The sequence below is a fragment of the Gracilibacillus dipsosauri genome (genome assembly GCF_003176895.1).
Taxonomy (GTDB): Bacteria; Bacillota; Bacilli; order Bacillales; family Amphibacillaceae; genus Gracilibacillus; species Gracilibacillus dipsosauri.
In genome coordinates, this window is sequence record NZ_QGTD01000015.1 from 38,776 (window position 1) to 58,057 (window position 19,282).

At 37.8% G+C, this 19,282-nt stretch carries 20 protein-coding genes, 14 tRNA genes and 1 rRNA gene; 9 read left to right on the forward strand and 26 right to left on the reverse strand.

Annotation, left to right across the window (positions count from 1 at the left end):
• Positions 1–443: 443 nt before the first annotated feature.
• Positions 444–1,505 carry a tellurite resistance/C4-dicarboxylate transporter family protein gene (locus tag DLJ74_RS15805; RefSeq protein ID WP_245902361.1) on the reverse strand — a complete coding sequence of 354 codons (1,062 nt, stop codon included), beginning with the start codon at positions 1,503–1,505 and terminating at the stop codon, positions 444–446.
• Between the two features lie 165 nt (positions 1,506–1,670).
• On the opposite strand from DLJ74_RS15805, the gene DLJ74_RS20300 reads away from it, so the two are divergent.
• From DLJ74_RS20300 to DLJ74_RS15820, 3 genes are all read left to right on the forward strand, one after another.
• Positions 1,671–1,898, forward strand: coding sequence for a hypothetical protein (locus DLJ74_RS20300; protein WP_146202442.1), 228 nt, complete (start codon positions 1,671–1,673; stop codon positions 1,896–1,898).
• Between the two features lie 99 nt (positions 1,899–1,997).
• Complete coding sequence (locus DLJ74_RS15815) at positions 1,998–2,240, forward strand: DNA alkylation repair protein (RefSeq protein ID WP_109985185.1); 243 nt, start codon at positions 1,998–2,000, stop codon at positions 2,238–2,240.
• Between the two features lie 22 nt (positions 2,241–2,262).
• On the forward strand, positions 2,263–2,415 hold the full coding sequence (locus DLJ74_RS15820; protein ID WP_054861617.1) for a small acid-soluble spore protein P: 153 nt from the start codon (positions 2,263–2,265) through the stop codon (positions 2,413–2,415).
• A 273-nt stretch (positions 2,416–2,688) separates the two neighbouring features.
• Here the strand turns inward: DLJ74_RS15820 and DLJ74_RS15825 are convergent, their stop codons facing one another.
• The 10 genes from DLJ74_RS15825 to DLJ74_RS15865 form a co-directional block, all read right to left on the reverse strand.
• Positions 2,689–2,835 carry a DALR anticodon-binding domain-containing protein gene (locus tag DLJ74_RS15825; RefSeq protein WP_109985196.1) on the reverse strand — a complete coding sequence of 49 codons (147 nt, stop codon included), beginning with the start codon at positions 2,833–2,835 and terminating at the stop codon, positions 2,689–2,691.
• A 61-nt stretch (positions 2,836–2,896) separates the two neighbouring features.
• A complete protein-coding gene (locus DLJ74_RS20510) occupies positions 2,897–3,046 on the reverse strand; it encodes a hypothetical protein (RefSeq protein WP_181397613.1) in 150 nt (49 codons plus the stop codon).
• 127 nt (positions 3,047–3,173) lie between these two features.
• Positions 3,174–3,458 carry a hypothetical protein gene (locus DLJ74_RS15830; protein ID WP_054788347.1) on the reverse strand — a complete coding sequence of 95 codons (285 nt, stop codon included), beginning with the start codon at positions 3,456–3,458 and terminating at the stop codon, positions 3,174–3,176.
• Positions 3,459–3,740: 282 nt separating this feature from the next.
• On the reverse strand, positions 3,741–3,998 hold the full coding sequence (locus DLJ74_RS15835) for a hypothetical protein (protein ID WP_054861614.1): 258 nt from the start codon (positions 3,996–3,998) through the stop codon (positions 3,741–3,743).
• Between the two features lie 141 nt (positions 3,999–4,139).
• Positions 4,140–4,559, reverse strand: coding sequence for an NUDIX hydrolase (locus DLJ74_RS15840; protein WP_109985186.1), 420 nt, complete (start codon positions 4,557–4,559; stop codon positions 4,140–4,142).
• A 291-nt stretch (positions 4,560–4,850) separates the two neighbouring features.
• Complete coding sequence (locus DLJ74_RS15845) at positions 4,851–5,780, reverse strand: prenyltransferase (RefSeq protein ID WP_054788349.1); 930 nt, start codon at positions 5,778–5,780, stop codon at positions 4,851–4,853.
• Positions 5,781–6,439: 659 nt separating this feature from the next.
• The gene (locus DLJ74_RS15850) at positions 6,440–7,198 is read right to left on the reverse strand and encodes a class I SAM-dependent methyltransferase (RefSeq protein WP_109985187.1); all 759 of its coding nucleotides are present in this window, start codon (positions 7,196–7,198) and stop codon (positions 6,440–6,442) included.
• Positions 7,199–7,364: 166 nt separating this feature from the next.
• The gene (locus tag DLJ74_RS15855) at positions 7,365–8,615 is read right to left on the reverse strand and encodes an aminopeptidase (RefSeq protein WP_245902362.1); all 1,251 of its coding nucleotides are present in this window, start codon (positions 8,613–8,615) and stop codon (positions 7,365–7,367) included.
• A gap of 436 nt (positions 8,616–9,051) precedes the next feature.
• On the reverse strand, positions 9,052–9,399 hold the full coding sequence (locus tag DLJ74_RS15860; protein WP_109985189.1) for a DUF2178 domain-containing protein: 348 nt from the start codon (positions 9,397–9,399) through the stop codon (positions 9,052–9,054).
• On the reverse strand, positions 9,389–9,628 hold the full coding sequence (locus tag DLJ74_RS15865; RefSeq protein ID WP_054788350.1) for a helix-turn-helix transcriptional regulator: 240 nt from the start codon (positions 9,626–9,628) through the stop codon (positions 9,389–9,391). The genes DLJ74_RS15860 and DLJ74_RS15865 overlap by 11 nt, the downstream gene beginning before the upstream one ends.
• 629 nt (positions 9,629–10,257) lie before the next feature.
• On the opposite strand from DLJ74_RS15865, the gene DLJ74_RS15870 reads away from it, so the two are divergent.
• From DLJ74_RS15870 to DLJ74_RS15895, 6 genes are all read left to right on the forward strand, one after another.
• A complete protein-coding gene (locus DLJ74_RS15870) occupies positions 10,258–11,766 on the forward strand; it encodes a solute symporter family protein (protein WP_109985190.1) in 1,509 nt (502 codons plus the stop codon).
• Positions 11,759–13,498, forward strand: a complete 1,740-nt coding sequence (locus DLJ74_RS15875; RefSeq protein WP_109985191.1) for a LytS/YhcK type 5TM receptor domain-containing protein — start codon at positions 11,759–11,761, stop codon at positions 13,496–13,498. Before DLJ74_RS15870 ends, DLJ74_RS15875 begins: the two co-directional genes overlap by 8 nt.
• A 26-nt stretch (positions 13,499–13,524) precedes the next feature.
• Positions 13,525–14,262, forward strand: coding sequence for a LytR/AlgR family response regulator transcription factor (locus tag DLJ74_RS15880; RefSeq protein WP_109985192.1), 738 nt, complete (start codon positions 13,525–13,527; stop codon positions 14,260–14,262).
• A 230-nt stretch (positions 14,263–14,492) separates the two neighbouring features.
• Positions 14,493–14,789, forward strand: coding sequence for a DUF4212 domain-containing protein (locus DLJ74_RS15885; RefSeq protein ID WP_425454589.1), 297 nt, complete (start codon positions 14,493–14,495; stop codon positions 14,787–14,789).
• Positions 14,790–14,792: 3 nt separating this feature from the next.
• The gene (locus DLJ74_RS15890) at positions 14,793–16,475 is read left to right on the forward strand and encodes a sodium:solute symporter family protein (RefSeq protein WP_109985193.1); all 1,683 of its coding nucleotides are present in this window, start codon (positions 14,793–14,795) and stop codon (positions 16,473–16,475) included.
• A 30-nt stretch (positions 16,476–16,505) separates the two neighbouring features.
• Positions 16,506–16,970 (forward strand): hypothetical protein, encoded by a 465-nt coding sequence (locus DLJ74_RS15895; RefSeq protein ID WP_054788354.1) that lies wholly within the window; start codon positions 16,506–16,508, stop codon positions 16,968–16,970.
• 617 nt (positions 16,971–17,587) lie between these two features.
• Here the strand turns inward: DLJ74_RS15895 and DLJ74_RS15900 are convergent.
• The 15 genes from DLJ74_RS15900 to rrf form a co-directional block, all read right to left on the reverse strand.
• Positions 17,588–17,671 (reverse strand) — tRNA-Leu (locus DLJ74_RS15900).
• 10 nt (positions 17,672–17,681) lie between these two features.
• Positions 17,682–17,755, reverse strand: a tRNA-Cys gene (locus tag DLJ74_RS15905).
• 47 nt (positions 17,756–17,802) lie between these two features.
• A tRNA-Gly gene (locus DLJ74_RS15910) sits at positions 17,803–17,877 on the reverse strand.
• 4 nt (positions 17,878–17,881) lie between these two features.
• A tRNA-Gln gene (locus DLJ74_RS15915) sits at positions 17,882–17,956 on the reverse strand.
• Between the two features lie 15 nt (positions 17,957–17,971).
• Positions 17,972–18,047 (reverse strand) — tRNA-His (locus tag DLJ74_RS15920).
• Between the two features lie 14 nt (positions 18,048–18,061).
• Positions 18,062–18,132, reverse strand: a tRNA-Trp gene (locus DLJ74_RS15925).
• Between the two features lie 28 nt (positions 18,133–18,160).
• Positions 18,161–18,246, reverse strand: a tRNA-Tyr gene (locus tag DLJ74_RS15930).
• 34 nt (positions 18,247–18,280) lie between these two features.
• Positions 18,281–18,356, reverse strand: a tRNA-Phe gene (locus DLJ74_RS15935).
• Positions 18,357–18,395: 39 nt separating this feature from the next.
• A tRNA-Asp gene (locus DLJ74_RS15940) sits at positions 18,396–18,472 on the reverse strand.
• Positions 18,473–18,498: 26 nt separating this feature from the next.
• A tRNA-Met gene (locus DLJ74_RS15945) sits at positions 18,499–18,575 on the reverse strand.
• A 175-nt stretch (positions 18,576–18,750) separates the two neighbouring features.
• Positions 18,751–18,826 (reverse strand) — tRNA-Val (locus DLJ74_RS15950).
• Positions 18,827–18,928: 102 nt separating this feature from the next.
• Positions 18,929–19,003: transfer RNA gene (locus DLJ74_RS15955), tRNA-Glu, on the reverse strand.
• An 11-nt stretch (positions 19,004–19,014) separates the two neighbouring features.
• Positions 19,015–19,106 (reverse strand) — tRNA-Ser (locus DLJ74_RS15960).
• A 2-nt stretch (positions 19,107–19,108) separates the two neighbouring features.
• Positions 19,109–19,183, reverse strand: a tRNA-Asn gene (locus DLJ74_RS15965).
• A gap of 13 nt (positions 19,184–19,196) precedes the next feature.
• Positions 19,197–19,282, reverse strand: a 5S ribosomal RNA gene (rrf, locus tag DLJ74_RS15970); the annotation flags it as partial.

Below are 19,282 nucleotides of genomic sequence, written 5' to 3' on the forward strand. Positions count from 1 at the left end.
TTAAAGGCTCCTCTATTCCCACATGCCTTCATGTAGCCTTTATTATCAATATTCATTCCATCCATCGGTCATTGTTCTTAGAAGTGGTTTGAAATCCTGCGAATAAGCGAGCATTTGTGATTAAATAGAAGCTAACTGAGGGAGTTTTAAGTGAATTCCTTCACTTTCTAATGGTATTAGCTATAATAAAAAATTACTTATCCCAATAAAAATGATAGTGAGAGTACTGGTCAAAGCCTATGGATTTATAAAAGGATCATTATTATGAGTGAGAAGTATCATTAGTATCATCCATATGGATACCTGAAGAAGTCTTTACAGAGTATACAAACGCATGCTCTATGGAAGAACATGCGTCTCAAGAAAGGCTTTTTTATTAATATTTTTTAGAGGATCAGGTAACCACAGCGTACATTGCGTTCTTTTTCGTCGTGTGTTGCCTATTATACTCTCTCCCCACTAATTGATTTAAAATCAACCTTAGAATTTTTATAAAGGTGGTACAAAAGACTAATGAATACATAAGTCCAAGCAATGATTGCTATATACACCATAAACCTAGGAATCACCATTAATATTGGTAAATTTATGGCTTTGGATAGTTGCAATGTACTAGTTGTATACATGGCAATTGGGAAAACCATTCCCCATAATTGTGGTTCATAAGAAAGTGGATAGCGATTATATAAATGTCTCCATATCATCAGTATAAACAATAATGGTATCCACCATGTACCTGTAATCCAAAAGAATAGTGTAAAGCCTTTTAAAAAAGGGGTAATTTCAACCAGCAAAGACCATTTTTCTGCATGAAGAATTAGTGTAGAACCAGCTAATGTAGTAATTGCAACTGCCCCCATGTTAATCCAATACGGTGGTGTAAGTGCTGCGAATTCCAATTTTAAAAAAGTGAACCTGTAAAAAATAAGCGTAATAATATTTAAATAGAGCATACAGCCAAGGAAATACATGCATAATGTCAAAAATAATACAATGACTTGACCATTTTCCATAGATGGTGTTAGAAGCGTACCGAGTATGGAAATGGATTGTGTTGCAACAGCTGCGATCAACCAAGCCCCATTTATCCCCTCCGTAATGGAAGGCTTATCCTTTCTAATGGTGACAGCTGTAAAGAATGTATACATAATAAATAACCATAGTATTATGGCAAGTCCCCATAAATAAATAGCAATAGCAAATTGTTCAGCAATTATGATTAGTTGACTTCCGAATACACAAGTCCCAGCAACAAAAGTAAAAAAACCAGGTCCGAGAGTGTGGCTAGTTATGTCGGCCAGTACCCTTGGAAAAAAGAATATTATCCGGAAAATAGTGAGCACCCATAAAGTAATATAGGCGAACACATTCATGTATAACAGGATAGTGGAAAATAAAACCATATCAAGGAGATAGGCACCGATAGACAATGCACCCGTAGCCATTACAAGTGCAAAATAGCCAGGGAAAAAATTTTTTAAATTGTACTTTACTAAACGTAACACATACTCACTCCCGATTGTTGAAGCTACTTAATTAGTTTCCATTTAATTTTTACTTTTGGTCTCTCTTTAATCAATAGCCATACATCTAAAAGGAAAACAGAGATAATAAACGATAGTATTGCCTTGTTCATACTACTGCTCAGATTGCCCACAGGAGGCTTATTTATGGTTAATGCCATGAAAAATTCAATAATAGCATACAGAAAAAAAGACATCATTATAAGTAACAGGCTTAGGTTAAGGGCTTTCAAATCAACTCCACCTCCACTATTTATTAAAACAATTATAAACAAAAAGATGGATATTTACTGTGATTGTCATCACTTAACATCCTATATTGAGAGAGTTTATAACAATTTTACTCTTACTGTTCAAGCCTTATACCTTTCATAAAAAAAGTGAAGGCCTCTGTATAATTTAACAGAAATTAGAGAAAATAAAAGGAAAGTATCCGTCAAACTATCACTAATTATACAAATGGAGGTGTTTTACTTGAATCAGCCTTACCAGTGCCCTAAGTGTAAAACAAACCGTTCTCGTTTTAATGTAATTGAACAAGTTGCCAAACCAGTGAAATTAAACGCAGCTACTGGAGAAGTGATTAATAATTACGAGCAGGAAACGTTAGAGGCTTTTCATGTCGCGTACAACGGTCCTAACAGGAGAATACAATGCGGTATATGTGGCTTAATTGAAGATGAAAACACCTTTATTAAGCATGCCCAAACACGATAAATAAATCATGGAGGATGAAAATATGACCAAAAATCGTAAAGGACCGAAACAACAGGAACAACCTGATTTACCTAAAAGTGCTCAACAGCCCTATGGTGAACCATTAGCAGGATCACATAAAGTAAAAAATAAAAATCATACCCGTCAAAAAAATGATGCATCACATGATATGTGAGAATTCTGGAGTAGGAATTATTCAACACAATTTATCATCAAAAGTACTTTACTTCCTGATATTCAAAAAGGCAAACCCTCAAAATTTCTTGACTATAAACGGATTTAGAGGGTTTCCTTATTATTCTACTATGTTAAAACGTGTATTGCTCATTCAACATAAGAACCCTTTTACTAAGTTACACCTCATAAGGTGCTTCAATACCTAATAATTTCAACCCTTCTTTTAATACAATTTATGAACGGAATGTACAAGAGACTTGATTGTTTTTGCTCATGATCTTCTAAAAATACGAACGGAGCCATAATATTTATTAAACGCCTTGGAAAGTTCAAGTACATATTTTGCTATTTGTGATAGGTCATTCCCTTTAAATGCTCGTTCAATAATATCTGGAAAAGCAATTAAATTCGTTATAATGGACCAAGTTTTCCATCAACTATATCTATCTCTCCATTACTTTCCTGATAATTTCCTTTCCTTAATAGGGATGATGCTCGTGCATGACATATGGACCTGTTTCTCCTTCAAATCTCAACATATCTTCCAATGAGAATTCAATATCATTTAAACGATAGTTCTTTAAATCATGGAATATAACAGCACCAACCCCAACCTGTTGAGCCAGCATCGCTTTTGACTCAAGCATAAGTTCTACAAAAATAGCATTAATCCTTCTTGAATTAACGCCCCCGTTAGTTATACATAAAAACTTACACATTAATTGCATATTATATAAATAATGTGACAATAAGGAATTATTTCTTACCTTTTAGTTCTAAAAGTATAGGTGCTATATTTAGTAAGATAGAAACAATTGTCAAAAACCATAATGCCCTTTCCATACCAGGTACTACATCTGATAAAGCTGCCCAATCTTCCACTTTTACCCACCGAGATACAAGACTGTATTCTGCACAAAGTGTTAATGCTGTAAATGATAATCCCATCGCCATAGCAAGCTTATAATCCTTTCCTGCTTTATACATATAAAGATTTATAAAAGTTGCTACTATAGCAATCACCCCTAATATTACCCACATAACGATACCTCCCTATAGTTTTATTTATGTCCTGTAATAATACTAATGTGCTTCACTCAATTTTTTGCATTACTTTTTTATTGGACACTTAATACGGCTAATCTTATCTCACAGTAAATGCTCAATCCTTTTGTAATTGCTTATTGAACAAATCTGTTTCGTTACTTTAATAACTCCATGCTAACATAATATTCCAAGAGACAACATAGAATTTAAATAAGAAGGCAATCATTTTAACTGATTGCCTTCTAAACTTTTCCCCCTTTGTTAATAGTTTTATATTTATTTTGATAAGATATCACCTTTTTTATAAATCTTATATCCTGCTAGTATACCTACCAAAATCAATAAAATAGCGAATAGGTTTATAACAGTGAAATTAACTATATAGTCACTTCGAGAATAGCTACCTGCCATTGCAGCCTGAAAAGCAATCCGTCCCATCATAGGAAATACCTCATCCAAAATATTTGTTATAAACAATATACAAATTCCTATAACAGCTATTAGATTGCAAAAGAAAAAAAGAATTTTATTCATCTTAACTTCCCCCTACCATTTTTATTTCTCTAAATTTAACTAATTCTTGTTGAACTCTACTGCTCGCTCGTACAATAAAGCGACTTCCTTATTAAACAATCATACCCGTTAAGGCAGTAAGAAACGTTTCTATTAGCTCATCTAATTGAATATAAGGTTTAAATAATCTCCATGTCCTCTTATGAGTTCAATTTCATTTTCAGAAGAAATCCAAAAGTAATGAAATGTTAGACCTTCTTCTTTGTCTCCACCAGTAGGTTTATAATCCCATTTATCTTCGACAACGTCTACAGTTAGCTTATAAAAAAATCGATTATGTATCGCACCATCATCATTCTCCCAAAAGTCTTCAGTGATTAAATCTACAACCTTAAAATTCCTTAGTCCCGTTTCCTCTTTCATTTCCCTAATAACTGCATTTTTTGTATCCTCATTAGGCTTAACTGTTCCTTTAGGCACCTGTATGCCTGCTTCGGTGATTGGATGTTGAAAAACTAGTACCTGTGTTTTCCCATCTTTTATTCTTGTTACATAACCATAAGCCTTTTTAATTGGATTCATCCATATTTCCTTTCTATCTCTAAATATTTTTAATTAATTTTATTAACAACCCTTCTCATTTCCAAAAAAATACGCAGCAACAAACACCTTATTGTGTCACTCGCACGCTTTGCATCTAAATCACCATTTTAATATTAAACCCCTGCCATATTGGGGAAATTGTAACTCTTAATCGTAACTTCATTTTTATACCAGTCAGTACTCGCTCAGCAGGAGGACGAATAGAATGCATTTCAGCCCGAAGGACCCCAACTTGTGACGCTAACACCGACCGATGGAAGTCTCACTTTATTATACAAAAATACCTAACCATATTGCGATAGCAAGAGCGAGGCAAAGCAGCCGCTTCTCAACTGCTGTTAATTCCTCTACGTTCTCACCATTTACTCTTAAGACAATCCTGATTGCATAAACTAAGATCATACCAACACCTATTGCGGCAATCGGACGTGTACAAGCAATCCAGATGAATAGCAATCCTACAATCATGAAGTAAAGTAAAACAGGAAATTTGGCTCCTTTAGTTCCCATACGTTCTACTGCCCATACGACAGACGTTCGTTTCATTGGTTTTGCTTTTTGGTCTGCATGTCTGTCAGGAATATGATGAAACATGACCCATGCCATGCACCAAACGGCATTAACGAGCGCATTTTGCCATGCCCAAACTGGTATAGATTCTAGCATTATCCATGGCAAGGCAATGGCTATCGCTAGCATGGTAGGAAATAAGCTGAACCATTCTCCTATAAAAGGAATATAAGCAAATTGAAATGGCTTCAAAGAATACGACACTGCACCCCATATACCAACTAAGGTTAAAATGGCGAATTCTAGATAACCGAATATAGTAAAGAGAAAAGCCATTAAAATTAAGAAAACACTCATCATTGCACCAAGCTGTTTTAGCATGGTGACCGTCATTGTATTCGTTTGGATCACTCTACTTCCACCAGAAAGTATACCTGGACTATATTGATCTGTTCCCGATTGATGGTCCGCTATATCATTTAACACATGCGTTAATACACCATGAATCAAAATAGCACCTACCAAAAGCACAGAGGTGTTTCCCAATAAGGTTAACCACGAAATTTGATAATAGAAAATCAATGGCAGGAGCGTAGATAGGATCGTTGCTGCACTGGAGAATACAACGGCAACTAGACGTAATAACATACCAATTCCTTTTAGACTAAATGCTGATTGGGCTGGAATCATGGCAGACATCCTTTTTATTTTTAATTATGGGGTACAGACAATACTTTAACGAAAATATTCGAACAAATATCTATATAACCAAAATTCTTAATAACTTCATCTATGCGAGTAACGTGTTGCTTTAATAATGAACTATGCATACCTTTATTTCTAATAATCGGTAAAGTTTGTCGAAATCACATACAATTTGACTTTTTCTAAATTAAAAAAGATGGTACAGATGAAGTAGTAAATCATAATTGTTACTTTTTAAGCTTGTTTCAAAAGCATTTCATTTCCGTGTTCAAAAGAAGGATTGAATTAGTAACGCTATTCTTCTTACTATGAAAATCAATACCCAATATGCATCCCCCTCTTCTACTTCGTTATATTCAACGAGCATCTACTTATAACGTTCATCTAATAATTGTATTATCTTTTGGTTCTGTTTCACTTGAGTTTCACTATTTGATTTGATTTTGTAAATTTATATCAATAACAAAACTACCGCAACAGGTAAACCGATATATACAAACAAAATCCAAATAAATGCTAAACCCTCCATTATAATCCCCCTTTTTTGTTTGTATCTTCTCTTTTACGCCGGTAATTAGATAAATTACCACTTTCCATTCTAATTTCATTGCCAGATAAGGTACGGCTTATATTGCCGACCTCGTTTATCTCTTTTTCAATTTAAAAACAATAAAATCAGGACATCTAAAATCCTCTTCGAATGTTGGATATTTATTTAACATCTCTTCACTTGGCTTGGGCTCAACTAATCCTTCTAATGTAAAACCCGCTTTGAGGAAGGCATTCACGTAACTGGTTAGGGTTCGGTGGAATAATAGGATTTTTTCCTGTCCTCCCATCCTTTGTTCATAGGCACCTTCATAGAAATATTGATCTACATTCCAGTGCAATTTTTCGCCGTCATCTTTTTTCTCCCATCCACTAACTGGAGTAATAAAACAGGGATGTAAAATCGAGAAAATAAAACTGCCATTGTTTAGTAATAAACGATACATTTCTTTGAAAACCTTTTCATAATTAGCAAGGTCTTGTATGACCATATTCGAAACAATTAGATCAAAGCTCTCGTTTTCTAAAAAATTTAAATCCTCACAATTCCCATGTCTATAATCAATTGATAAATTAGGAGAAGTTCGTTTCCTAGCAATTTCTATCATCTTTTTTGAATAATCAACTGCTGTAACATGAGCCCCAGATTTGGCTAAAATTCTACTAAAATATCCTTCTCCACAGCCAGCATCTAAAATCTTTTTGTCGCTTTCTTTGCCAATCAGTGATAACAATGTTGGATTTAGAAAAACCTCCTTATGAAGGTCTCCTTGTTCTGCATGACTCTCAGAATATGTATCGGCATACCTATCCCACCTCTCAATAGCTTCCTCCGTACCGATAGATTTTTTCATTTTCCACCCAACCCCTTTATTTGTAACTCTCATTCTTAAAACTTTATCATTTTCACAGGTTTAAGTATATTCTTTAAAGGGATTTTGCACAGTATATTTTCACAATAACTAACACCAGATATAATCCAATTGAAATCAGCAGTCCCTTTTTTTAAGTTAAAAAGATTTAGAATTGAAAATCCCCATTCTTCATTAGCAGGACTTCAGTTCCATCTCCTTCTATCCCCACCACTTTCATATCTTCGGTACCAAAGGTCACATTGACTAACAAAAGTGAAGCATTGAGACCCGCTGCCTTCAACTCTTCCTCAGATTGGCTAATGCCATTTTGAATATTGGAAGGAGAGGCATTTCCGATTCCAATATGACAGGACGTATTTTCATCAAACAAGGTATTGTAAAAAAGAGTATCTGTCTGAGCAAGAGGTGATTGATTAGAGACTAGGGCAATTTCACCTAGATAACGTGAACCCTCGTCTGTTTCGATTAGCTGTTGTAATACTTCCTGTCCCTTTGCGGCATAATAGTCGGTAATCCGTCCCTCTTGAAAGGTGAAATAAAAATCATCAATGACCCTTCCCCCATAGATAAGAGGTTTAGTACCTACCAGTTTACCGTTTACCTTATTTTTATGTGGAGCAGTAAATATTTCTTCCGTAGGTATGTTTGGAAAGAAAGGTATTCCATTTTTATCTATGACACCTCCACCGAGATAAAGGTGATTTTTCGGTAGACCGATTAATAAATTCGTTCCACGGCTATTTGTAAAATGTAGTGCTTCCAATCGGCTCTCGTTTAAGAATTTTTTTCGGGACTCAAAGGCCCTATTGTGACTCTCCCAATCATTTATAGGATTTCCCCCATCTGCTCGAGATCCTTTTAAAATTAACTTCCATAATGATTGGACAGCTTCTTCTTTACTTAAGTCGGGAAACACTTTAGTTGCCCATGCAGCGTACGGGACAGCTAGAAGGCACCAACGTATCTCGTGGGATCTAATTTTCGCATAATAATCACTCAATTTGGTACGAGAAGCTTTTTGGAAACGACTTATCCTTTCTGCGGGAACCTCCTTAAAGACATCTAAGTTTTCAGAAATAATATGGATGTAAGCAGCACCTGCATCGTCCCATTCCTTAAAACGGGCAGCCTTCCAATCAGGAAAGTGATCGATGGCACTATCAGCTGCATGTAAGTAGAATTCTTTGGTTGATTGTTCATCTGTCCAATCGATAAACACATCGGAAGCTCCTGACTCATAGGCAACAGTTTGGATTAGACGTGCAAACGTAGCATTTTGTATATCACTATGAATAATCAATAATTGATTTTTTTGCAGATTTACACCAGCTCGTACAGCAAGTTCTGCATATTTTTTTAACTGTACTTCACTTATAAATTCATATATTTCTTTCATTATTTAGTATCTCCTCTGTGATGTTTTTGTATAATTTTAAACAGAACTCTAGCCTACTTAAACTTCACCTATACTATCCCTTAGCATTATTTTTTTACCATTTTAACATAATATCCCAATACGCTTTTAATTTTAGACAAAAAAAAGACGATCATTAAAAGATCGTCATGGGTGTAGAGCAAGGTTTGTATCTTAGACGTATCACTATTTCTTACTTAGATAGTACTGAAATAAACGTATTTAAAGCTAAACGGTTATTTAACATACTTGAACAAAGTATTCTTCTCTCCCAAAACCCTTCTAATGTTGAGACTTCTGTGATTCCCCATTTTATTTTCAATCAGAATTTTGAGTGTACCTGAGTTATTCATTTGCGCTATGGAGCCATGTCTCGTCTGTCTTTGTTTCACTTCATCTCCTCGTAGAAGAGCTACAATTAGAAAAAATCCTTTTTGTACCGAACAGCTAAGTAGATTGCTGAGGCAAGGAATGCAAAAGAATATTTATATAAGAAGAAAATTTGCCACATATATTCTTTTGGGAAAATCACATCACACAAAACAATTACACATAAGATTAGGAGGGCACTTTTTAATTTTATTTGATCTGTTCTCTCATCAGCTTTACCCATTTTTTTCTGTAATACGTAGGATAGAATTCCCGCAACAAATAACAACACAAAACCGCTAACAATGAGAATATTCCAATTTCCTTGCGATTGTTCCGCCCAAGACTTTAATGGGTTAAACATTGTGTTAGAGATATCCGAGATATTAATTATCATTTTGATCATTTCCTTTCACATAAGTAAAAATATCGTTTATATCGACTTTAAAATATTCAGCAATTCGATAAGCTAACAGCAGAGTCGGAACATAATTTCCTTTCTCCATGACGAAGATGGTTTGTTTGGAAACCCCGACTTTCTCTGCCAACTCTTGCTGAGACATTCTGGCAAGTACACGATATTCATAAACCCTATTTGATATCGAATCGCCAAAATCTTTCTTCATGAACATCACCTCTTGTCTCAAATTATAAAATATTTCATTATAAAAGTAAAGTATACTTATACAAAAGATTATTCTACTTTACCTTTAAAAAGAAAAAAGCAGATCAGACGCATATTTCGGAAGGGGAATTTTAATTTTCTATAATTATAAAAATGTACAAAATGGTGATCCTTGCAGGTATGTTCCTAAATGTTTAGACAGATAAATCAAATACTTTATTCTACAGAAAGAGGCCTCTTTTCTCTATGAACATCCTTTCATGCATGTCTTTTTACACAAAATATTTTTCACTCTCATTTTTCCAATATTGACCCAATTATAAAAACTCCTATATAATAACCTTACATTTAGTCTCATTAGGAGTGATCGCCATTCAACAGTTAATCAAACAGAAAGTGTTGATCTTACTTATAATCTCCATTCTATTAATTAGTTTCTATATTTTTTTCCCACTTCTATTATCAAGCATGTTGTCCAAGCAGCATTCGATGTACCTGCCCCTTGCCTGGGGGTATGTTTTTTCCATATTTGTTTTGACGTGGAGCATTGGGCTGTTTTATACGTATTACATGAAAGCAGTTGACCGCAAATCCTTAAGTGAACAAGCTAAGGATTAGGAGCGTCTAATTATGAATGTTACCTACCTTGTATTCTTTGCGATTATCTTAATTGGAACATTAGTTATTACACATTGGGCGGCGGCGCGTAGCCGGACTACCCACCAATTCTATGTGGTCTCCGGTAGTTTAACAGGTTTTCAAAATGGTCTAGCAATTGCAGGGGATTACATTAGTTCAGCATCTTTTCTTGGAATTACAGGATTAATTGCCTTTTATGGATATGATGGTTTTTTATATGCAACGGGTTTTCTCATTTCGTATGTGGTGTTGCTTCTTTGGGTGGCAGAGCCTGTTCAGCGTCTTGGAACCTACTCAGTTGCAGATGTAGTGTATGAACGGTTTCCGAAGCGGGGGATTCGGGTAATGGTCGCGATTAGCAGTATTCTCATTTCCATTTTATATATGATTCCACAGCTTGTCGCATCAGGTCTTCTCGTTCGATTATTGTTAGGTGTTGATTATACAGCCTCTGTCTGGATCATCGGTATATTAATGACTTTATACGTCGTTTCAGGCGGGATGGTTGCGACTTCTTGGGTACAGATCATTAAAACAGTGCTGCTTATGGGTGGCACATTACTTGTCGTACTGATCTTACTCTCATGGGTGAATTGGGATATTCCACAGTTGATTCATGATGCCAAAACTCAAAGCCCTCACGGTGAGTCGTTCTTTTATCCTGGGCATTTATTTGATCATTCGATGGAAAAAGCATCCCTTACCTTGTCATTAATTCTAGGCACTTCAGGCTTACCTCATATTTTGCTTCGATTTTTAACCGTAAAAAATGCGAAGGAAGCTCGTATGTCCGCCATGTCAGCCACTTGGGGGATTGGGCTATTCTATTTAATGGCCCTTGTGTTAGGAGTTGGAACCATTGCGATTGTAGGATGGGATTCCTTAGTCAGTTCTGATCCTAGTGGAAATCTAGCGGCACTTTTACTTGCAGAAGTGGTGGGTGGTGACTTTTTAGTAGCATTTGTGATGGCTGTTGCTTTTGCCACGATTATTGCAGTAGTGACGGGACTTATTTTTGCTGCGACATCAGCTTTTTCTTATGATCTTTATCATCACATTTGGAAACGAGAACAGACAGGTGAGAAAGAATTATTACTAGTTGCTCGTAGTGGCGCTGTCGCCATTGGGCTCATTTCTATTATTCTATCGATTGGGATGGAGGGTGTGAATGTTGCTTTTTTAGTCTCTATGACGTTTGCAATTGCGGCATCTAGTATGTTCCCACTACTTATTCTAACGTTTTATTGGAAGCGCTTCAATATAATAGGGGCATATTCAACATTATTAACAGGTTTTGTTGCTGCTATCCTGTTTATTTTCCTCGGTACTGAAGGTGCGGGTATTTTGCCATTAAGTAACCCTGCGATTTTTTCCGTTCCCTTAGGCTTTTTAGGAGGACTTATAGGAACATTATGGGCGAAACAAAAGCCAAGCTACAATGATGAATCCTTTATGTTACGTGTGCATATTGACAAGCAGGAGGTTTCACCACATGATTGAGTTGATGGTGATATTACTTGAACGTATTGGACTTCTATTATTAGTTGCGTTTATGTTAACCCAAATTCCAGGATTCCGGTCATTGTTGGATCGGGACATAGCTTGGGACACCGTATTTTATCATGCACTCATTTTTGGTCTTATGGGCATCTTAGGTGCACACACAGGAGTCATTATGGATCAGGAATCATTAGTCATCGAATCATGGAAGCTAACGGTGGATAATCATGAAATTTTAATAGGTTCTGGAATGGTTATCGTGATGATCGCAGGGCTTCTTGGTGGTCCTTATGTGGGTCTTGGGTCTGGATTAATAGTCAGTTTATATATGGTTTATATTGGCGGAGGTGCGTGGTTTGCTAATAGTCTGATCAATCCATTTGCCGGGTTGATTACGGGATGGACGGGTCAGTTTTTTTCAGATGAAAGGGTCATAGCTCCTGTAAAGGCGTTATTTATTGGGATGTTCCCGCCTGTATTGTACATGGGCATGATCTTAATGTTTATCCCAGATCAAGAGGCAGGAATTAGAATTGTCAATCATATTGGAATTCCGCTCGTCCTTACAAATGCAATTGCCCTTGCGATTATTACGATGATGATTCGTTCTGCTTTAAAAGAAATGGAACGTGAAGCGGCGCTCGAGACAAACCGGGCGCTATCCATTGCGGAGAAAACTCTTCCACATTTAAAGGATGCGACACTAGACAGTAATGCCAAAGCGATGGCTGATTTACTGTATGAAGAGTTAGATGCTGCGGCAATTGCTATTGCGGATCAACATAAGGTGCTAAGTTTTGTTGGGGAAGGACAGGATCATCACCAAGTTGGAGATCCAATCAAGATGCGGTTGTCACAAGTAGCGTTAAATACAGGAGAAATTCAGGTAGCGTATAATCAAAGTGAACTTCAGTGTTTGCATGAATCATGTCCACTTCAGACGGCCATTATGATACCCCTTTATCGCTCAAGAGAAGTTATTGGCTTAATTAATTTGTATTTTAAACACTCCCAACAAATCCGAGCTGTTGAAGTGGAATTGGCAAAAGGACTTGGAACCATCATTTCTAATCAGCTGAGCGGGTTTGAAGCAGAGAGAATGAAAGAACTATTAAAAGAGACTGAAATTAGAAATCTCCAGGCGCAAATTAATCCACATTTTTTATTTAACACATTTAACTTAATCCATTCGCTAATGAGGGTTGATTATGAGGAAGCTCGTCGCATTCTAGTTCGGTTTAGTCAATATATGAGAGCTAATCTAAATATCGCAAGTAAATCACTTATTCCATTAACAGAGGAAATGAATCATGTCGATGCCTATTTGGATATTGTGAAGGCTCGCTTTCCTGATCGTCTAAAAATCTATCGAAAAATTGATGCCAGCATTATGGATGTTCTCATACCTTCTGCAACCTTACAGCCACTAGTCGAAAACTGTATAGAGCACGGGTTAAAAAATGTGACATATACAGGTGTTATCAACATTCATATTGGACAAAGCTTGGAAGGAATAACGATGGAGGTTTCCGATAATGGGGTTGGCTTTCCTGAATCATTACTCACAACAATCGGGAAGAAGCCTTATTCAAATCGAACTGGAAATGGTACTGCTTTATATAACGTGAACGAACGACTTAAAGGCTTACTTGGAGACGAGGCACAGCTAATGTTCCGTAATTTAAAACAAGGTAGTTCGGTGTCATTTACCATTCCGATTGAGGAATACTAAACGATTAGAAAGGAGCGTGAGGTCACTTGAGTATACATGTGTTAATTGCAGAAGATGAACGTTTAGCAAGGGAAGAATTAAGCTATCTTTTAGAAAATGAACAGGATGTCGTCCTTTGTCCAAGTGCGAGAAATGGAGATGAGTTAATGAAGCATTACCAAGATCATGCACCTGACGTGTTATTTTTAGATATACACATGCCTGGTATGAACGGTATTGAAATAGCGGAAACTATCCGACGAGCAAATCCGCTCAAGCAGCCCCTGATTGTTTTTACTACGGCATATGACCATTACGCCGTTCAAGCTTTTGAACTTCAAGCCATTGATTATTTACTAAAACCTTTTGATCAAGAGCGATTCAGTGTCACCATGCAAAGAGTGAGGCATGCTCTGAATGCACGGTCCCCTAAGACTAAAGCAAAAGTGGATAAATTAATTATACAAACTGATGAAAAGATGGTCGTATTAAATCCGAGTGATATTGGCTATGCGGAGCGTATTGATCGTATGATTAAAATTTACACATTAAAAAATGAAGTCATTATAACGAAAATGAGCTTGAAAGAATTAGAAGAGAAGTTAAGTGCATTTCCTTTTTATCGCCCTCATCGTAGTTATCTTGTGAATTTGGATGCCATTGAGGAAATCACTCCTTGGTTTAACGGAGCTTATAATGTCGTCATTCGGGAACCACTCCACTCAAAAATCCCAGTAAGCCGAACCGCTGCGAAAGAGTTTTTTGAAGTACTTGAAAATATATAAAGGTGAGAGAAAAAGGTAATAACGAAAGCTATTTGTAGTAATATTAATATTTTTAATACCAACATTTTAAACCAGCTATTCTACATTTCAAACAAGAATTTCTACAATTTAAGCATGTCTACAATTGAATAAAGGACTCTGTTAATATACTGAAAACAAAAGTTAGAGTATTCCGTATTTTTATTGAATGAAAGCGTTTTCTATATCGGATACTCTATCAAAGCGAAAGGGTGAGGAAATTGAATCAAAAGAAGCAGCTCAATGAGAGACAAAAGTGGTATTGGAAAAAAAATATTCGATTCATTATAAGTTTATTGGTTGTTTGGGCAGCCGTTGCTTATGGCGGTGGTATTCTATTCGCAAAACCGTTATCTAATATTCAGTTATTCGGTGTCTCCTTTTCCTTTTGGATTGCACACCAAGGTGCGATCATCGTCTTTTTCTTGCTTATTTTAACTTATGCAATCAGAATGGACCGGCTGGACCGAGAATATGCCAAGTTACTTAAAGAGGATAGGGAGGGATAAGGATTGAGTGTTGAAGCGATTACGATTACGTTGGTTGTTATTACGTTCATTATTTATACAGGGATTGGCTGGTGGTCACGGGTTAAGGATACATCAAGCTTCTATGTGGCAGGTCAAAATGTTCCGACCGTCGCAAACGGGGCAGCGATTGCGGCTGACTGGATGTCGGCAGCATCCTTTATTTCGATGGCTGGCCTTGTTGCCTTTTTAGGCTATGATGGAACGATCTACTTAATGGGATGGACAGGTGGTTATGTTTTATTAGCATTACTGCTTGCTCCTTATTTACGTAAGTTTGGGAAGTTTACGGTTCCAGATTTTATTGGGGATCGTTTCTACTCAAGTAGTGCTCGCGCTGTTGCCGCGATTGCGACAATTTTCATTTCATTAACCTATATATCAGGACAGATGCGTGGTGTAGGGATTGTCTTTAGTCGGTACTTACAAGTCGACATCATTGTCGGTGTTCTAATCGGGATGGCGGTTGTTGGTTTCTTCGCACTACTTGGCGGAATGAAAGGTGTTACTTGGACTCAGGCAGTTCAATATTTCGTTATTATTATCGCATTCCTAATCCCGGCTTGTGCGATTTCAGCTCAGTTAACAGGTAATCCTGTACCGCAATTAAGCTTTATTACAAGCGATATTGTAGAGCGACTTAGCCAAATTCAAATTGATCTTGGGATGACGGAATATATGGCACCATTTACGAATTTGTCGATGTTAAATGTATTCATGATGACGTTAGCTCTTATGGCTGGTACAGCAGGTTTACCTCACGTCATCGTCCGTTTTTACACAGTTAAAAGTGTACGTGCTGCTAGATGGTCTGCTGTTTGGGCGATTATCTTTATTGGACTATTATACTTAACAGCTCCTGCAGTTGGGGCATTCGCAAAGTATAATTTAATTGATACGATTGCGGATAAACCAGTTGAAGAAGTTCAAGACATCGAATGGGTGAAAAAATGGGAGACAACGGGCTTACTTCAGTTTGATGATAAAAACGGCGATGGCAACGTCAATTATACAGCTGGTGATGATAATGAAGTGATGATTGATGGAGATATCATTGTATTATCGACACCAGAAATTGCGAACCTAGCGCCATTTATTATCGCCCTGGTTGCTGCAGGTGGGCTTGCAGCCGCCTTATCAACCGCCTCAGGATTACTGATCACGATGACCAGTGCCGTCTCGCATGATATTTACTATAGGATTTTTAATAAATCAGCAAGCGAGGCGCAGAGATTGCGTGTTGGAAGGATCACGTTATTAATTGCTTTACTCGTTGCGGCCTATGTTGGTATTAACCCACCAGGATTCGCAGGTGAAGTGGTTGCCCTTGCCTTTGGGCTTGGGGCTGCAAGTTTATTCCCAGTCATCTTGCTTGGAATTTTTGATAAACGAATGAATAAGGAAGGCGCGATCGCAGGTATTCTAACCGGTTTGGTCTTTACATTGTTTATGATCGGAACTATTCTATCCGAATCCATTTTTGGTACAGAAGGGGCACTCATTGATAGTTTCTTTGGCATTAATGCTCAAGGTGTCGGAGTTGTCGGAATGTTATTAAACTTCATTGTGAGCTTTATTGTGTCAAGAATGACAACAGAGCCACCTCAAGAAATTCAAGAGCTTATTGAAGATGTAAGAGCACCAGAGATTGATGAGGATGTAAGCTAAAAACTTTAGATAAACGAAAGGGGTAGCGTGATGAATTGGACACTCATATTTGGTTGTTTAGCGATACTTGTGTATTTATTAAGTCCTTGGATGAATATAAAAACAGTGCAACGGGTGATTGGCATAACATTATTTCTTGAGATCTTCTATCTCTCCGGCCACTACATTATGGAATGGCCGTTTCCAACACCGATAATATTATTGCAGTTATTAGTCGTATCTGGCCTAGGTGTGGCGTTAGGAGTCTGTTTTTCAAAAATTTGGCCTTTACCGCTTCATAAAGGGTTTGAGCGGATCTTTCGAACATTTTTAATCATCATTCCATCTTTAGGGCTAGGGATGGGACTGCAAATTCTGCTTCAAGGCGCTTACGCAACACAGGCAATTTATCTACTCTTTGCGTTAGCAGCATGGATTGGATCAGGTCAATTTATTAAGGTAGAAGATAGTGAAGAATCTGTTTCTAATAGTAAAATAGCTAGTGGAGTGTCTTAATTATTTGCGCTACCTATTCTATGAAAACAGTCTTAAGGTTAAATTTAACTTTAAGGCTGTTTTATTTAGTAATGATTATAATTCAATTTGTATTCTAGTTATCCAAATCAAAAGTTTATTTTCTAATTTTTCATCTCATTCCCCGTCATAACTAAGTTGCTACATTCTGGCATGTCTTATAACTGTCAATATTCTCTTCTCTAATAGATCCTTAAGTAAACTGATCGGCCCATTAACCTTTAGCATAATCCCTCTTTCAACTTTGATTTTTCTAAGTACGATTGTCGAAGTTTAGCATTTTTCTTAATTAATTTGATTTCTCGTAAATTAGAAGGACATGTTACCTCTATGAAAATATCGGCCCAGAGTTAAGGCAGTATTTATGTGATAGTAATATGTGAGAATTCCTTGATTATCAAATTTACCAATGGAATCGAATCTTTACAGATTCTAGATGAAAAGTGACATTAAAGGACAAGTTGACCAAGCTGCTCATATAATAGCGTTTCAGTGAAATTTGGTTCTACAATCGCGTGATAAAAATCGATCAGTGAAAAAAAAGAACACAAAAAAGGCGATACGCTCCGTAGAGAATACCGCTATATCGATGTTTTAAATACCGGTGGTCGGGGTCGAACCGACACGTCCGTGAGGACACGGGATTTTGAGTCCCGCGCGTCTGCCAATTCCGCCACACCGGCATAAATAAAATGGAGGCGGCAACCGGATTTGAACCGGTGATAAAGGTTTTGCAGACCTCTGCCTTACCACTTGGCTATGCCGCCTCGATAAAATCATTATATGGTTATTAGGTGAAAATGTTAATTAATAATGGAGCGGAAGACGGGATTCGAACCCGCGACCCCCACCTTGGCAAGGTGATGTTCTACCACTGAACTACTTCCGCAAAATGGCTGGGCTAGCTGGATTCGAACCAGCGCATGACGGTACCAAAAACCGTTGCCTTACCGCTTGGCTATAGCCCAACATTTGAAAGTAAATGGGGCGGCCAGTGGGGATCGAACCCACGCATGCCGGAACCACAATCCGGTGCGTTAACCACTTCGCCATGACCGCCATCATACAAAAAACAGGGGTAGTAGGAATCGAACCCACACTGGAGGTTTTGGAGACCTCTGTTCTACCGTTAAACTATACCCCTACGAAAAATAATACATATATTAATAAAATGGTGGAGGGAGTAGGACTCGAACCTACGAACCCGATGGGAGCGGATTTACAGTCCGCCGCGTTTGGCCAACTTCGCTATCCCTCCAAATAAAATAAATTAATTGAGAAAAAATAAAAGGTGGTGGCTCGGGACGGAATCGAACCGCCGACACACGGATTTTCAGTCCGTTGCTCTACCGACTGAGCTACCGAGCCATTTTCAATGAATGATTTAATTTTGATAAGTAAATTTAGTGGCGGTCCGGACGGGACTCGAACCCGCGACCTCCTGCGTGACAGGCAGGCATTCTAACCAACTGAACTACCGGACCATTGTAGAAAATACTTGAAAGTATTTTGGTTGCGGGGGCAGGATTTGAACCTACGACCTTCGGGTTATGAGCCCGACGAGCTACCAGACTGCTCCACCCCGCGATGATAAGAAATATTAAATTGAAATCCATAATGTTACAAATAGTGTAGTCTACGGTGACCTCTGCATCTACTAGCTTACTCTTAGATGTAGGGTGCTTCGAGGTTACTCGAAGTTTATTCGGTGGATGTTTTACTCGTTGCTCCACCCCGCGATGATATGAAATATTTAATTAAATGGTGGAGGATGCAGGGCTCGAACCTGCGACCCCTTGCTTGTAAGGCAAGTGCTCTCCCAGCTGAGCTAATCCTCCGCCGCACAGGATGTGCAAGTGCATGCATTGCGACAGGACGTCGCGATCTTAGCATGCCATCCTTAATAAAGTAGCAATAACTAATGATTACTGTGGTTATTATGGTGACCCGTACGGGATTCGAACCCGTGTTACCGCCGTGAAAGGGCGGTGTCTTAACCACTTGACCAACGGGCCTATATTTAAAGTGGCGGAGAGCGAGGGATTCGAACCCTCGGTACGGCGTTGACCGCACACACGATTTCCAATCGTGCTCCTTCGACCACTCGGACAGCTCTCCATTGGCTCCACAGGTAGGATTCGAACCTACGACCGATCGGTTAACAGCCGATTGCTCTACCACTGAGCTACTGTGGAATGGAAATAAATTGCTTGGCAACGTCCTACTCTTGCAGGGGCGTGAGCCCCAACTACCATGGGCGCTGGAGAGCTTAACTACTGTGTTCGGTATGGGAA